This is a genomic window from [Limnothrix rosea] IAM M-220, assembly GCF_001904615.1.
GTDB lineage: Bacteria > Cyanobacteriota > Cyanobacteriia > Cyanobacteriales > MRBY01 > MRBY01.
In genome coordinates this window covers 23,919-39,569 of the sequence record NZ_MRBY01000022.1, presented here as the reverse complement: position 1 = coordinate 39,569, position 15,651 = coordinate 23,919, and the positions used below count along the sequence as shown (strand labels likewise).

The following is a 15,651-nucleotide window of genomic DNA, read 5'->3' as shown; positions in this document are numbered from 1 at the left end:
AAAAAAATAAACGCAATCTGGGTAAATTGTGTCCGGATTCAGGGTAAGTCAATGGCCATGTCTGCGGCGATCCCCATGGGTCCTGAGGGTTTTTGCGATTACTTGGGTCAGCTTTTTCGCTGCACCGCTTTCCCCTCGGCATTCTCGAAGATCGGCGCGTATCGTTTGTAGTTTTTGCGGATGCTCTAAAAAATCCATCACCAAATCCGCCACTTGCTCTGCCGTGAGATCCCCCACCAGCTCAGGCACAATTTGGCCTTTTGCCCAGATATTTGGCCAAGCAAAATAATGCTGATGTTTTTGGATCCATTGCGCCATACGGCGGTTAAACCAGCGAATAAACCAAGCACCACATAACGGGATCTTCGCAATCAAGCCCGGAATACCGTCCCAAGCTTGCATGGCATCAATTTGTTGGGTGGGTAGTAGCACAATCATGGGAACACCTAATGCCCCTAGCTCGGCAGTATTTGCACCAATTGTCGTTAAACAGAGGCTGCATTGCTGCAAAACTCCATGGGCTGGAAATGCGCAGATCAGTTCAATTTGCAAGCCAGTGGGGGTCTCTAGGAAAGGTGTTTCTCCGATTTGTTTTAGTTGGGCGGTTTGACCATTGACCAATGCCACAACAGGGTTTTGTATTGGGTCTGCAAATTTAGCGAGGTCTTGTAGGGTGAGGGTCGGAGCGACGGGTAAGACAAATTTTATGGTGGGTTTTTGGAAATGGAGTTGTTCGGCGATCGCCAAGGTTAGCGGTAGGCCTTGGGTTAATTTCATCGCCTTAGAACCGGGCAATAAACCAATAATCACCTCTTGGACATTGTCCGATTTGGATGCATCTGCGGTAATATCACGCATTAAATCGCCGACAACCGTAAATTTGTGCTGGTAACGGGGCGGGACTTTTGCCAAAACTTTATGGCTCATCACCCCAAAGGCATCAATATATCGCCACCAGCGGGCTTCCCATTCAGCGTAAATTAGCGTTTTAAAACCGAGGCGCTTACCAATAATGAGGGGAAAAAATTGATCGCCACCGAGAAACACCACAATGCCCTGTTTAAACCAGCCCCAATGTCTTTCGGTTTTACCGAAAAGCAAAAAAGGAAAAAAATATTCTGCACGTTGTACCCGATCCACTTCTGGATAGCTCTGGGCGATCGCCGCCTCCCGGCCTGTGCTGTGGCTACAGGGAGACAGCACCACAGAAATACGCACTAATGTCCCAAATCTTTCCCTCACAGCTCGCACAACGGGTTTTACCCAAGTGGTGATCTCCCCCGGTCCATTACTAAGAATGATCAGGTCAAAAGGTTTCGATGCCATAGATTCTTCCGGGCGAGGGGACGACAGCCCCACTAAATGCCTTCATCTTGAAATGTTCGGGTCATTTTCACTGGCCGCTGGGACTGGGGCGATCGCCACAATGGCCGCTCAATGGATGAAAACTTTTGTAGCCGTAGCGGTTCATTATTTACCCTCGGTGAAGCTAAAGGCGTAGGTGGATTGATACCCTGTTCAAATTTTTGAGCCAAACTCAAAGTAGAAAGTAATGCTTCCCGTAACACTGCGTCCGTTTCTTCACGCCAAGCTAAGTGCAAAAACGTATAGAGAACCTGTTGCTGCTCAGCCGTTAAACCTTGATCAAGGAGTCGCTGCCGAAAAAAACGAATGGTGGCTAAACGCTTCACCCGACTGTCATGGCATAGATCACCGAGGGCTGTTTCAAATTGCTTATCCTGCTTGTCTTTTCCCCATGATTGTTTCATCGTCAGTAAGAGCAGAGCCGCAATCATTAGCGTTTGACCGCCCAAGACGAGCACCAACCAATGGTTATCTACCGACTCCCACAGGGCGATCGCCCCAAAACTTGTAAAAACACCAAGAGAACCAGCCGCCACAGAAACAAGTAAGCGCTGATAATCACTGCGCCATAGTCGCTCAAAAATGTCAATATACTTTGGCCAAGGCAGGTCATAGGCCGTATAAATCGCTGCCATCATTGCCGCCCCAATACCCGTTGCCGCCACCAATTCCCACTGCCATGCCCATAAATTCACAGAAACAGCACTAACACTACTTAGGGCAAGGAACTGTTGCCAATTGACCGAACGACTTAACGCGACAATATTGGGCACATCCACCCAATCCTGTTTCAGAATTGACGGAGAAATCCAAGGTCTTCGTTGGCGATCGCGAAAAAATCTAGGCACAGGAATCCGAAACGACACAATGAATCAAGGTGATGATCACTAGCAAAGCGACAATGTCCTAAGCATACCGTAATTTTACGGTGATACAGAGTGTTTAACCGCGGCGCAGACCCGCAAACATATAACCCAAAATAAAACCGCCGATCATCGCCCAAAGCTGACCAGATTCAACAAAATTAGTCAGACCAGTTTGGATCTGCCCGAGAACATCTGGATCTTCCACATAGCCGCTGAGCTGTTGGCCAATCACTAATTCTGGCTGAGGTAAAGTTTCGAGCAACCCAGCTTGCTGAGCTGCGGGAACGGAAGTTAGAGGCTTTTGAAAAGACATGGGATGGGGGGGGAAGTAAGTGATGACTAACAGGGCTTAACAGTTTCCGATTGTACCTGCACAACCACCAAAGTCATATCGTCACTATTACGAATTTTAGGATAGGTAAATTGTCCTACTTTCTTAAATAGGGCTGCAACAATCTCGTTTGGAGTGGTGTGGGTACGGCAGGCATCTTGGAAACTTTGGTAAAGATTTTCTTCATCGAAGCGATCGCCATGGGCATTCACCGCGTCAGTAAAACCATCGGTGTAATAAAGAACGATATCGCCGAGCTCTAGAGTCACTTCGCTTTCTTCATACTTAGAATCCATATCCAGACCGATCAACATGCCCCAAGTATCTAGCTTTTCGATGGTGTCCGACTGGGCACGCCATAACAACGGCGGATGGTGAGCCGCATTACAGAAAGAGAGTTTGCGGCTCGACGGATCATACTCAGAATAAAACAGCGTCACAAAGCGATGGGAATTATCAAGGTCTGGATACATGACCCGATTTAAATGGGTAAGAACCCTAGCTGGCGAGTGGCGGTTTAGGACTTCTGCCCGCAACATCCCCCGGGTCATGGTCATAATTAAACCCGCAGGCACACCTTTACCCATTACATCACCAATGACGATGCTCCAAGGCACACACTGTACTAATTTTGGGTCATCTTGATGGCGTACCCGGTCATAGTTTGACGGAATAAAGTCGTAATAGTCGCCGCCGACTCGGTAGGCATTGCGACATTCGGCGGCGATCGCCAAACCATTAATTTGTGGACAGGCACGGGGCAGTAAATGATTTTGAATTTCCGAAGCAATTTCGAGTTCGCGGTCTTGCTTTTCTTTCTGGCGCAATTTACTGGTGAGATCATTATTGGCGATCGCCACAGCCGTTTGATCCGCGACTAATTGCACCAATTTACGACGGGTAATATCCCAAACATACGCCTCATCAACACTAAAAATATAAAGTCGGCCGCGCTCGGTATTTTTAACAAGGATAGACGTACTGTGAAGAATCGCAATATCCTCTAGCTCCGATTGCAACCAATCATCAATACGATCTAAATCCAAAGGAGCAGAACCACCAGCTCCAAAACTTTCTAACTGATTAAAAGTTTGTTTAATGACACCGCAGTGATCGCCTTGAGCACAATAAATTTTTTCGAGGCAAATGCGACCTTCCTGCGTAAAGGTGAGCAACGCACCACCATCAGCATCAGAAACCCGCGCGGACATCAGGGGAGTCAACTCTAAAAACTGATTTAAATTATTAAAACTACGCAGCGCAAAACCCAAAGAACTTAAAAGATCTTGGATTTTAGTTTGTTCACGGCTGAGCTTCGCAATTTGGGCTTTAAGGAACTCAACATCGTCTTGGATGGGGTCGGCAGCAGGCACAGTTTCTCCTTGCGTCTGTTGGCTTTGCGCAGCTAAATGTGACTCTTGGTGCTGAGAGCCTGGGACATTTGCAGATGGCTGGAGGCTAGAAGTTGAGATCACAATAGTTCGCGCAGGAGATGAAGTTCGAAAGAGTCGGGACTCAGGGATACATCGAAAGACAAGGATTAATACTAAATTTCAGAGAGTCTATAGGCAAATATCGCGATGGTTTACAGCGCTACATTGCTCTACATGGAAATTTCAAAATCGTAGTATGTCCTGAAAGTTGTCTAGGGGTTGGACAATCAAGGTTGCTAATTGATAGCTCAATGGCTGTACCTATGTCAAGTAATTCGTTGGGGCGGCCTTCCTTTCTGGGGAATAAATAGTCTTTAGGAAGAAGTTTTTGCTTCACGATAAGCTGCATAAACCCCTTGAACGTTGTACCAATTTAGGAAGATACGAGCTACTTCAAGGGCGAGCTGGGATTTTCCGCGTTTAATGAGCCAAGTTAAAAGAGGTTTTAGGCGTTTTTCGTTGAGCCAACCGCCTAGGGATAGCACACCCCAGAGGATACGGTGCAAGATTGTCATTTGGATCATCATGCGCACTTCCCAGGTCGGATGCTTTTCGTAGAACACGACACCCATTTTGCCCCGTTGAATTTCTTGGTCGATTAATTGTGGGATTTGCTCCAGGCTAAAGGGGGGATGCCAATGGTAGCCCACTGCATCGGGACATTTAATTAATGTTAAACCTAGTTTTTTGAGGCGTACACCGAGTTCAAGGTCTTCCCAGCCGTAGAGCTGAAAGCCGGTATCAAATAGGCCTGCTTCGAGGAGCCATTGGCGGGCGATCGCCACATTGCCCGTGGCGAAATAGGCGGCGGAATAATCGGTGACTTTAAAGGGTTCTGAAGTTGGCTCGGCAAAATTAGCGGTATTAATGACACGACCGTAGGTAAAGAGGCGATCGCTTTTCAGTTTGCGTTTGCCTTGGCGCAGACCTTCGAGATGGGCCGCGAGGAAGGTTTCTGTGACGACTAAATCACTGTCAATGAAAATAATAATGTCACCCTTGGCTTGCTCAACGCCGAGATTGCGGGCTGCGGCTGCGCCTTTATGGGCTTGTTCAAAGAGACGGACGTGGGGGTACTGAGTCGCGTCATTTTGGAGCCACGTCACAGTGCCATCGGTGGAGCCATCGTCAACAACGACAATTTCGTAGCCACCATTTTGTAATTCTTCGGGGACTTGCTGTTGTTCTAGGGCATCGAGACATTTTGTCAAAATTGGTTTGCGATTGTAGGTCGGAATCACGACGCTGATATAAACCAAAATTTTCACCCAGGCGTAGAAGACTGCTCTATGTTACCGGATTTTAATAATGACCTAGGGGAGTCTCGGAATCTTGGCGATCGCCGTCTAGATTAGTGGGGACATATTTTTTTAGTATTTTTCTGCTACTTAATCTTATGTAAAACGAGAATGATAATTTTCTACTTCTGGGCATGGGGCGATCGCCACACCTTTAATTGTCATTTGGTGGGGAAATCTGCAAAACTGAGTCCCCATGTATCTGCTACACCAAGCTCAATAATTGACTGATTAGTTAAAATTAGTCCAAAAACGTTAGGTCATCGAGCAAAAAAAATTTTATGAGTACCTCTTCACCAAAACTGCTCGAATCCCTTGATTTTTAAGGTTTAGCCCTGCAAAACCGTGGGGCAACGGCTCCCACGACTGGGCGCTCAATCCAGATGCAGACGTATCCACGTGGTATTCTCCCGCTGGCGCTGAGGGGTACACCGATTTTCTGACCTACGGCGCAGCCTAAACCCTGAGACAAAATCTCCCATGAGGGCTGGTACTACCAACAATATTTCGTTGATTTTTGTTGGAGAATGTAATCAGTCCTTTCTTTTTTGCCGTAATGACTGCCACCCTCGAACATTTAGATCTAAAAAACAATCGCCCCTCATCAGAGGCGTTGCTATCGCAGTTACTTGCCCTCGAAAAATCAGCAAAAAAAGAAAAGCGTGTTTACGACTTCGAGCAGCTACTCGGAAACTGGCGACTCACGTTTATTACAGGCACAAAAAAAGCACAAAAAAATGCAGGCAATGTGATAGGCAAAGGGCGCTATCTACCCCGTTTAATTACCGTGGCGATCGCCTATTCAGCCGCGCCCGACAATGACCCATCAACCAAATGGCAAAAAGGCACAGTTCTAAACTCCGTAAAATTTGGGCTACTTGATCTTGCCGTGTCTGGCCCCATTAAATTTCAGGCACAAAAACGTCTAATGGGATTTGACTTTACCCACATCATCGTCAAACTAGGCGGCTTAAAGCTGTACGAAGGAGATCTTAGAGGCGGCACTGACACAAAAAAGTTTCACGATATGCCCATTGGGAAACAACCATTTTTTAGTTACTTTTATATGTCTGAACAGGCGATCGCCGCACGAGGCAAAGGAGGAGGCGTTGCGCTATGGACAAAACTAGAATGATATTTTTTATCCCCTACACTCACCGCCCTGCTACAAAACATCACGCACCAACCTTAAACACAAAGCCAAGCAAAAACTCGACAAACCCTTAAACCCCAAGCCCCAAAGATTGCGCCTATCCCCAACCTCGGACGACACAACAGACCTGCACTACGTAGTCATTTTGACGTAAACATTTCTCCTTTTGTCAGGATTTACGCAAAAAATCTTGAGAAAGAATATAAGCTCCGCAAATACTCTCCAAAGCTGAATGGATCTAAGAGATTATGGGCTTCATTTGAATTATTCACCTAAAATGACAATTAGCAACTTCAGAGGGGTTACCTACGCAAACGTGGAGTCACTTGTTCAGTTCACCCAACAGCAATTAGAGCAATCAACAAAAGCGTCTGAATCGCAATGTCATCAGGTGGCAGAGCGCATCGTGGAAGAAGTCAATCGGATCTGCCGAGAAAGCGATCGCATTCAACGCACAGGCGAGGTCGGCAAATGGCAAAAAAACCTTGCCGAACACCGCATTCGCCAATGCCTAAACTACTACAAACTCGGCTCAAGGCGCGGCAGGGTTGAGCTGCAAAGTACCCTAAGCGCCATTATTTATCGCTACATTTCTCTCCGGCAAGGGATTTCCAGCTATCAGGCGAAGGTCAATCTCATTGAAGACTTTTTACAAGGTTTTTACGCAGAAACATTAAATGCCTTCCGGCGAGAAGCCGATGTTTTACCCACCTATAGTCCCCGTAGCCTCCTAGAATTATCTGAATACATGGCCTTTACCGAGCGTTATGCGAAGCGTCGGATTACCTTTTCCCGGGGGCGATCGCAGCAACTCATCATCCTTAGAGCCCAAACCTTTTCCCAGCAGCAACCCCTAGAAGCTTCCGTCGATATGACCGCAGCCGAAAGCTCCTTTAGTCGTGACGACAAAGAATGGGAAGGCGTAGCCATGCAACAACTACGTACGTACATGGCAACCCAAGGTGAAGATAACGAACTCACCGACCGCAACCTCCGGGAAACCGTTGCCCAAGAGCTAATCCAATATTTAGAAGAAAAACAGCAACTAGATTGCATAGACTATTTTGTCTTGCGGCTGCGGGACTGTGCAACGGCTGAAATCGAGTCTGTACTAGGCTTAACGCCTCGCCAGCGAGACTATCTACAACAACGCTTTAAATACCATTTAATTCGTTTTGCCCTGTCCCACAATTGGGAATTGGTACACCAGTGGCTTGGGGCGACTTTGGAACAAAATCTTGGGTTAACACCGAGCCAGTGGGACAATCTCCTTGAAGAATTAAGTGACCCTCAACAAAAACTACTGGAGCTAAAGCAACAGGGACTAACCCATAAGGAAATAGCCAAAAGCCTTTCCCTGACACCATCTCAAACTGATAAACTCTGGGGAAAGCTCCTAGAGACCGCTTGGGATCTCCGTAACAAAACCCTGACTTAGTTAGATTCACTGGCGTATTTTTATAACTTTTTCAAAAAATACGTAAGTAACTGTCCTGATCTTAAATATTTCGACGTGAATAGTGACATGGATAAACAAACAAATGCTTCCCAAAATTCGCTTAATCCTCCGACAGCGTCGGAGAAAGAACTGGGTTTACATGAAGAAAAACATCAGCCTTGGTCAAGCAATTATCCTGATTCGGTATCTGAACTTGAGAGGGATGCAATAGGGGCTGAATTGTTGTCATCGGAGCTTCTACCAGACCATGTTACTGACGAGGAATTATCAACGAATATGACCACTTTCAACGCGATTGAAACGCGCTACCAAAATTTATTAAAGGATCGCTTGCTTCAGGAAACTGAAAACAACCCCCCTCGCTTTCCTTGGGAAACGGGCAATGAGGCCTATTTCATTGAGGAGCAACAAGCGGAACAGGCACTGCAGGATTCTCTCTGGCAGCCTCAGTTAGCGGCATTTGAGAATCCGTTTAATTTGCCTCAATCGACTTTAAAGGCGCTCATCCAGTCTTGTTCTGAAGCGATGCGATCGCTGAATCCTCAGGGCATTAAGCTTGTGCAAGCGGTGGAGTCTTTATTTGATGTGGATCCGATGATGTTGCACAAAATGGCCAATTGGATCGTGACCACGCCGCAACCGAGTCGTTCTGATGCTACGGCTGTCCTTGAGGGGAACTACGAAACGGCCAATGAGCAGCAGCAAATTGTGATGTCCATGTTGGCGGCGCAAAAGATTATGGAGAATCTTGTGATTTCTCTATCGTCTGAGTCTCCTTTTAAATCGGCAAAGTTTGAAACGACTGTCGGGGCGATCGCCGTCGAGGCACAATATATTACGGCATCTGACTTGACCCTTGGTAAAACCATTCGTGTGTTGGTGCGTGTCCCCCAAGGTGGCCATGTCACTTGGGAAAGTGCCCAAGGCTCTGCTAGTGCATCGCGGATGTATCCGGGCGATCTATGTTTGACTTTAGTTGACTGTCAAGAAAACGGCATCTACCCCATTACGATTACTTTAAATCAGGCTAATCAGGAACCTCTCACGGTGGCGATCGCCCTTCAATCTGTCTAAATCAAGAACGAGTCATAATTTTTGGGTGCTTCTCGTTCTGGCGGTTTATTTTTTGACCAGATTACTGAAATGGTGCGAGTTACAAGTTTTGTCTTGACCCATAGTAGCGTTCATGATTTATGGCCTAAAAGTTCGGCTAGTCCTAGGGTCTCGTGCTGAAAAACAGGAAAAATTATAGGGTAATTGCTAGATCACACGACAAGTTTTTACAATTAATAAACACAACAGCATCAAAATTCAGCCCCAAGTAAAAATTACCAGTTTACTTACAGGGTGTTGAAGTTGAAGTTATTACAGTAAAAACGTTTTATGTCGGATGTTTTACTAAAAGAATTCTGTGATCGTCTCAGAATAGAATTGCGACCCCAACTTCAATTTGCCAGCGAACATCCTTACCATCCTGTGGTTGTTTACCATTGTCCAGCACCGTGGCAAGTATTAGGCACAGGTAACTACGCAGCTGTATTTATTCATCCCGATTTCCCTGATTGGGTTGCTAAAATTTATGCTCCGGGTCGTGACGGTTTTGCGGCAGAAGTGGATGTTTATCAGCGTCTTGGCTGCCACCCAGCTTTCTCTGAATGTCACCATGCAGAAGATGGATATCTTGTTTTAAAGCGTCTTGACGGTATCACTTTGTACGATTGTCTGCACCAAGGCATCGCGATTCCGCCACAGGTGATTACTGAAGTTGACGAAGCTTTAGACTATGCACGTCAGCGGGGCCTAACTCCCCATGATGTCCATGGCAAAAATGTGATGCTTAGTGCAACGGGGAAAGGATTGGTGGTGGATATCTCAGATTTTCTTCATTCGGCTCCCTGCCATGCTTGGGATGATCTCAAGCGAGCTTATGCTTGGATATATCAACCCATAATCGCCAAGCTTAATCTAAAAATTCCCTACATTTTGCTAGACCAAGTGCGGCATCTTTATCGTGTGTGGCGGCGATGGGCAAAGGGTTAGGGTGGACACATTAGGTTAAGATCGATCACTGAAATTACAGCCCATATGAATGGGTTTGTTTGGGAGGGTAAGGTTTGTGAACGCTTTAATTTTTGGCATTATTGGGTTTGGGCTGGGGGCGGCGGTACTATATTTCATCCAAATGAAGGATTTAGACCGACTGGACGAATCTGAACGTGAATTGGCCAAGGCTCGTCGTGCTCTTACTGATGCGGAAATCGCCCATGAAACTCGTCTCAAAGAGGCGATCGCCGAACTACAAACAGAATATCAACGTAAACATGAGCTAGAAATTCAGTCTCTTTCCCTTGATTTCAACGAAAAAATTCAAGCCCTCAAGACACAAGTGCGGGAACTAGAATTACGGGAACTTGAACGGCAAAATATTCAAACCATTAGCGCTGTCGAATCCGTCCCAGAGCAAACCCAGGCTGGCACTGCGCCAATCACAATGGAACCACCTATTTTGGTTGCCGACATTCGCCCGCTACAACAAATTTCCCAACCACCAATCCCTAGTCCAACTGGCAAGACCATTGACCCGCCCATTCTCGCTCGCACACCGAAGCAAGCTCAGAAAGCTTCAAGTTTTAAAGCTTCAAGTTTTAAAGTTGTTTCGTGGCAGCCACCTATTCTCGCCGCAACCATTCAAGCCTTAAGCAATGTGCCACAACTGCTTTTGTCGACACCCACTGGCAAACAATGTGAGCCGCCGATTTTGGCGCAATTTTCGGAAGATAAGGGGGCGATCGCCCCAAAGAAATCCATTGAATCCTTTGAGCCACCAATTTTGGCCGCAGAGATTCGATATGCACCGGAGCAACCCATCACCCCACTTTCCCAACCTTCTAACAAAACAATCTATCCCCCGATCCAAGGCCGTTAAAACGTTGCACTAATCACTAGCATTACACCAAAAAACGAACGCTTTGTAGCACACTTGTGAGCGGTGTTCCCCACTGCATGAAGCCATGGAGACCGAGAGTATAGCTGCCTAAGCTGAGGATCGTGAGCACAACAAATACTTGCCAAGCTCGACAACCACATAGTTGTAAATCGAGGTGACACAGCATTCCAGCGGAAATAAGTACAAACAACCGGGCAAAATAGTGGAACCAGGTGATAATGAGCACCGCTGCTAAGGCCCAGCCTAAGACGGAGATAAAAGCGCGGGTGTCGGAACGAAGCCAACTGCTAAAGCAAATCCTCACGAGGTGTAGTGGAGCAGTCAGAATGACCATTAGGATAAAAACTAAGCTTGCCCCAAAGCCAATACTCATCTGGCGGGCGATCGCCTCATTAATGTCCCAGAAAAACCAATTTTGGTGAGTTAATATCCAAGCTTGCCAGTCGTTTAAAAAACTCCCCACTAGCCAGCCAAAAATGCCGTAGGTTAAACAAAATAAACAGAGAGAGAGCCACGGAAAACCTCGAATCTTTGCCAAAGTAAAATCTGACATTACCTAATCACTTGCCATTTGCTTTTTACGATAGCAGTCAATCCCAAAATTTCTGTAGGAGCAACACCAAGATCTGCCCTTAATCCGTGATTACAATGCAAAATCTAAATAGATCAATTAAGGTAGTAAAAACTTGAAATGCCTGCCTAAACTATGGTCGCAACGTCTCAATACACGGTTACATGGCACAGTCAAATCGCAGAAATCCCGAAGGACATTTGGGACGCGTTAGCACAACCCCTGAAAACACCTTTTCTTGAGTGGGAATGGCTCAATAATATTGAAGTTTCCGGCAGTGTCGGTCATCGTTCCGGTTGGCAGGCTTGTCATCTTTCGGTAAAGCGGGATGGTGAATTTGTGGCCATGGCTCCCCTCTACATCAAAGGCCATAGCTACGGTGAATTTGTCTTTGATCACCAATGGGCGGATTTGTCCCACCGTTTAGGCCATGAATATTATCCGAAAATGGTGGGGATGACTCCCTTTACACCCGCGGTTGGGTATCGATTTTTGATTGATGCTAGTGAGGATGAGCTGGAAATTTGCCGTCTAATGGTTGCTGCGATTAATCAGTTTTGCGATCGCCACAACATTTCCGGTTGTAATTTTCTTTTTGTGGATCCTAAATGGAAAAATATTATGGAGCAGTTGGGCTTTAGTGCGTGGCTGCACCATGGTTATATTTGGGGGAATGAAAACTTTGAAACCTTCGATGATTATTTAGGTATTTTCACTTCAAATCAACGTAAAAATATTAAGCGCGAACGGAAGGCGGTAGATAAAGCGGGTTTGCAGATGAAAATTTTGACGGGTGATGAAATTCCTGACCATTATTTTCCCCTTATTTATCGGTTTTATAGTAGTACCTGCGATAAGTTTTTTTGGGGGAGTAAATATCTCACCAAACGCTTTTTTGCGAATCTGGCAACGACCTATCGCCACCGCGTTGTTTTAGCGACGGCTTACACAGAAAAAGACGATCAGCATCCCGTTGGATTATCTTTTTGTATCCGCAAAAATGAAAATATGTATGGTCGCTATTGGGGAGCTTTTGATGAGTATGATTGTCTCCATTTTGAAGCTTGCTATTACAAACCGATTCAGTGGGCGATCGCCAATGGTGTAAAGATGTACGACCCCGGTGCTGGCGGCAAACATAAACGCCGTCGGGGCTTTCCAGCAAGACCGAATTACAGTCTCCACCAGTTTTATCAGCCGAAGATGCAGCAAATTTTAAAGGCTTATATTGACGAGATTAATGAGATGGAACAGTCAGAAATTGATGCGATTAATGAGGATATTCCCTTCAAAAAATCCGAGGTTCAACTCAAGATTTCTTAAGGAGTTTAAATTTAGTCAATATCAAGGCGATCGCCGGATCGATCAATTAGAACTAAATCCCACTGACCATTTTCAGCAATTTCATAAACAATTGTGGCACCGTCGGCACTGATATTGGGATTGCGTACTTCTTGGTAAGTATTATTAGTTAAATTGCGTTTTTGTTGAAACTCCCGGTCAAACAGATAAATATCTGATTCTCCCCGCCGACTAGCTGCAAAAACAATGTACCGACCATCTTCAGAAATAGAGGGTTGTGACGCAATTTCATCAAGGGAATTTAAGCCCAAAACAGGCGTTGTTTGGCGAGTATTAACATCAAATAAATAGATATCTTGGGAACCATTGCGATCTGAAGCGAAGACAATATAGTTGCCAGAAATTTCGGGATCAAGATCAAGGGAGCGGCTATTTAAACTCCGTCCACCGGGGTCGAGGGGAAAATTAACGATACGTGCAGTGCCTGCGCAACTGGATAAGGCCAAAGTTGTGCCGACAAGCAAAATTAATTTTCGGAGACGAGAAAAGACCATATTTTCAGTTTACGACTTGGGGCGATCGCCACTCAGGTTGCTGCGATAAATTTCAATATTGCGCTCGGTCTCACTATCTATAAATCTACACGAACTCTTCGTGTGGCGGCGATCGCCAATCTTTTATAATGCCAGTCAGCAAAACGACAGGGAACCATAATGTTAGCAAGGGTTTGGAGTGCGACCATTGTTGGAGTAGATGCGCTGAAAGTGGCGGTGGAAGTGGATATTTCTGGCGGGTTGCCGAAGATGATCATTGTCGGATTGCCGGATGCAGCAGTGCAGGAGTCGCGAGAACGGGTCAAAGCAGCCGTCAAAAATTCCGATTTTGGTTTTCCTGTCCGTAAAATTTTGGTGAACCTAGCGCCAGCGGATTTACGGAAAGAAGGACCTAGTTTTGATTTACCCATGGCGATCGGCATTTTAGCGGCGACGGAACAGGTTGAAATGGCTCTGCTAGATAATTTTTTATTTCTCGGAGAGCTATCCCTCGACGGAACCCTTCGTCCGGTGGCCGGAGTACTTCCCATTGCAGCGGCGGCAAAACGGCTCGGTATTCAAGGCATGATTGTCCCCAAGGCGAATGCCGAAGAAGCCTCAGTTGTGGAGGGGTTAACGGTCTATGGCTGCAAAGATCTCCAAGATGTTGTCGAGTTATTAGCCAATCCTAAAGATCACAAATCTATCCAGTCAGATATGCGCCAAGCCATTCGGCGATCGCGACATTTTGTGCCGGATTTAAAAGATGTAAAAGGTCAAACCCATGCCAGACGAGCCTTAGAAATTGCCGCAGCGGGAGGACATAATTTGATTTTTGTCGGGCCACCAGGTAGCGGCAAAACAATGTTGGCGCGACGCTTACCGGGGATTTTGCCCCAGCTTAGTTTCGATGAAGCCCTAGAAGTCTCACAAATTCACTCCGTTGCCGGCTTATTAAAAGAGCGGGGAGAATTAGTCACCTCTCGACCCTTCCGCAGCCCACACCACTCGGCATCGGGGCCATCATTGGTAGGTGGAGGCAGCTTTCCCCGTCCGGGAGAAATTTCGCTGGCTCATCGCGGTGTGCTTTTTCTCGACGAACTCACTGAGTTTAAACGTAATGTCCTCGAATTTCTGCGGCAGCCTTTAGAAGATGGTTTTGTGACGATTTCCCGCACCCGCCAATCAGTGGAATTTCCAGCGCAATTTACCCTTGTCGCCAGCACAAATCCCTGTCCCTGTGGCTATTTTGGTGATCCGATTCAAGCATGTAGTTGTAGCCCGCGATCGCGGGAACAGTATTGGGCAAAATTGTCGGGGCCTTTGATGGATCGCATTGACTTGCAAGTCGCGGTAAATCGCCTCAAACCCGAAGAAATGATGCGACAGGATACAGGCGAAGGTTCAGAACCTATTCGAGAGCGAGTCAATCAAGCACGGGAAATTGCGACGGAGCGTTTTAAAGCAAATCCGAAAGTTCATTGCAACTCTGAGATGAAGTCGGCCGATCTGCGAGAGCACTGTGTGCTGGATGAAGCGAGCCGGAAGTTATTAGAAGCAGCGATTCGGAAACTAGGTTTGTCAGCACGGGCGATGGATCGAATTCTCAAAGTCTCGCGAACAATTGCGGATCTCGCTGGTGAACAAAATATTCAAACTGCTCATATTGCTGAGGCAATCCAGTACCGCACGATTGACAGAATGCAGTAAATTTTATGCTTTTTGAACAATGGTTTTTAGTCGAAGCCAATTCAGGCCAAAACCTGTAATTACTCCATAAATCATGCCGCCAAACGTTCCGCCCACAAGTGATACCTGGACAGGCAAAATACTCTCTGTTAACTCTATGCCCTCAGGAAAAAGCAGGGGAATAAATAAGCTGACAGAACTCCAGGCGATCGCCCGCGCGATGATGGTTATGAGACCCCAAGTCCAAACACCACGGGCACGACGCATCAACATAAATGTTTGGGTGAAACTAATGGCAATGCCAATCAGCGCCCCAAAAGCTAAAAAGATAACGTAGGGAGAGGCTTGTAGATTAGAGTCTAATGTTGCCGAAATGAGGAGCAGAGCCCCCAATGTTCCGGCATAACCGCCAACAATATTTGCCAATATCCATTGCCAATAGCGTAGTTTGGGGATTTTTTGCTTCAGGGCGATCGCCTGACAAATTCCCGTAATACTACCGACAACTAACCCTGATAGCCACAACATCTCAATGTTAAATTCAGAGATTTTTGTTGAGAAGCAGATCGTTGTCGCAATACCGAAACCGAGGGCATTCAGCCCGACCCATTGCCAATACAATTTGAGCTGAAAACGGCCGTTTTTTTGTGACATTTAATCTAATAGGAACTGATTAAAGTGATTCGGCGATCGCCCCCAGTTTA

At 46.3% G+C, this 15,651-nt stretch carries 15 protein-coding genes; 7 read left to right on the top strand and 8 right to left on the bottom strand.

The annotated features are described in order from the left end of the window. Window positions 1-48 precede the first annotated feature (48 nt). The 5 genes from NIES208_RS10270 to NIES208_RS10250 all read right to left on the bottom strand — a co-directional run bounded on the left by NIES208_RS10270 (window position 49) and on the right by NIES208_RS10250 (window position 5,257). Entirely contained in the window at window positions 49-1,326 is a 1,278-nt protein-coding gene (locus tag NIES208_RS10270) for a glycosyltransferase family protein (RefSeq protein ID WP_075892399.1), read from the bottom strand. Between the two features lie 32 nt (window positions 1,327-1,358). Continuing rightward, the gene (locus NIES208_RS10265) at window positions 1,359-2,213 is read right to left on the bottom strand and encodes a hypothetical protein (protein ID WP_139325035.1); all 855 of its coding nucleotides are present in this window, start codon (window positions 2,211-2,213) and stop codon (window positions 1,359-1,361) included. Between the two features lie 94 nt (window positions 2,214-2,307). Further along, window positions 2,308-2,544, bottom strand: a complete 237-nt coding sequence (locus NIES208_RS10260; protein WP_075892395.1) for a hypothetical protein — start codon at window positions 2,542-2,544, stop codon at window positions 2,308-2,310. 26 nt (window positions 2,545-2,570) lie between these two features. Next, window positions 2,571-3,935 (bottom strand): PP2C family protein-serine/threonine phosphatase, encoded by a 1,365-nt coding sequence (locus NIES208_RS10255; RefSeq protein WP_225875294.1) that lies wholly within the window; start codon window positions 3,933-3,935, stop codon window positions 2,571-2,573. A gap of 374 nt (window positions 3,936-4,309) precedes the next feature. After that, window positions 4,310-5,257, bottom strand: a complete 948-nt coding sequence (locus tag NIES208_RS10250; RefSeq protein ID WP_315861635.1) for a glycosyltransferase family 2 protein — start codon at window positions 5,255-5,257, stop codon at window positions 4,310-4,312. 592 nt (window positions 5,258-5,849) lie between these two features. On the opposite strand from NIES208_RS10250, the gene NIES208_RS10245 reads away from it, so the two are divergent. The 5 genes from NIES208_RS10245 (at window position 5,850) to NIES208_RS10225 (ending at window position 10,831) form a co-directional block, all read left to right on the top strand. Next, a complete protein-coding gene (locus NIES208_RS10245; RefSeq protein ID WP_075892391.1) occupies window positions 5,850-6,428 on the top strand; it encodes a hypothetical protein in 579 nt (192 codons plus the stop codon). A gap of 334 nt (window positions 6,429-6,762) precedes the next feature. Continuing rightward, window positions 6,763-7,884 (top strand): heterocyst differentiation protein HetZ, encoded by a 1,122-nt coding sequence (gene hetZ / locus NIES208_RS10240; protein WP_235641370.1) that lies wholly within the window; start codon window positions 6,763-6,765, stop codon window positions 7,882-7,884. A gap of 87 nt (window positions 7,885-7,971) precedes the next feature. Further along, window positions 7,972-8,979 carry a hypothetical protein gene (locus NIES208_RS10235; RefSeq protein WP_075892387.1) on the top strand — a complete coding sequence of 336 codons (1,008 nt, stop codon included), beginning with the start codon at window positions 7,972-7,974 and terminating at the stop codon, window positions 8,977-8,979. A gap of 309 nt (window positions 8,980-9,288) precedes the next feature. Continuing rightward, window positions 9,289-9,945 carry a serine/threonine-protein kinase gene (locus NIES208_RS10230; protein ID WP_075892385.1) on the top strand — a complete coding sequence of 219 codons (657 nt, stop codon included), beginning with the start codon at window positions 9,289-9,291 and terminating at the stop codon, window positions 9,943-9,945. A 76-nt stretch (window positions 9,946-10,021) separates the two neighbouring features. Next, entirely contained in the window at window positions 10,022-10,831 is an 810-nt protein-coding gene (locus NIES208_RS10225) for a hypothetical protein (protein WP_075892383.1), read from the top strand. Window positions 10,832-10,853: 22 nt separating this feature from the next. Here the strand turns inward: NIES208_RS10225 and NIES208_RS10220 are convergent, their stop codons facing one another. After that, on the bottom strand, window positions 10,854-11,405 hold the full coding sequence (locus NIES208_RS10220) for a hypothetical protein (protein ID WP_075892381.1): 552 nt from the start codon (window positions 11,403-11,405) through the stop codon (window positions 10,854-10,856). A 153-nt stretch (window positions 11,406-11,558) separates the two neighbouring features. Between NIES208_RS10220 and NIES208_RS10215 the strand changes: the two genes are divergently transcribed. Beyond that, the gene (locus tag NIES208_RS10215; protein WP_075892379.1) at window positions 11,559-12,746 is read left to right on the top strand and encodes a GNAT family N-acetyltransferase; all 1,188 of its coding nucleotides are present in this window, start codon (window positions 11,559-11,561) and stop codon (window positions 12,744-12,746) included. 11 nt (window positions 12,747-12,757) lie between these two features. On the opposite strand, the gene NIES208_RS10210 is transcribed toward NIES208_RS10215, so the two are convergent. Continuing rightward, window positions 12,758-13,279, bottom strand: coding sequence for a TolB family protein (locus NIES208_RS10210; protein ID WP_075892377.1), 522 nt, complete (start codon window positions 13,277-13,279; stop codon window positions 12,758-12,760). A 159-nt stretch (window positions 13,280-13,438) separates the two neighbouring features. Here NIES208_RS10210 and NIES208_RS10205 point away from each other — a divergent pair, with 159 nt between their 5' ends. Next, window positions 13,439-14,968: a YifB family Mg chelatase-like AAA ATPase gene (locus NIES208_RS10205; RefSeq protein WP_075892375.1), complete on the top strand. Its 1,530-nt coding sequence runs from the start codon at window positions 13,439-13,441 to the stop codon at window positions 14,966-14,968. Between the two features lie 3 nt (window positions 14,969-14,971). Here the strand turns inward: NIES208_RS10205 and NIES208_RS10200 are convergent, their stop codons facing one another. After that, window positions 14,972-15,601, bottom strand: coding sequence for a hypothetical protein (locus tag NIES208_RS10200; protein WP_075892373.1), 630 nt, complete (start codon window positions 15,599-15,601; stop codon window positions 14,972-14,974). Window positions 15,602-15,651: the final 50 nt, after the last annotated feature.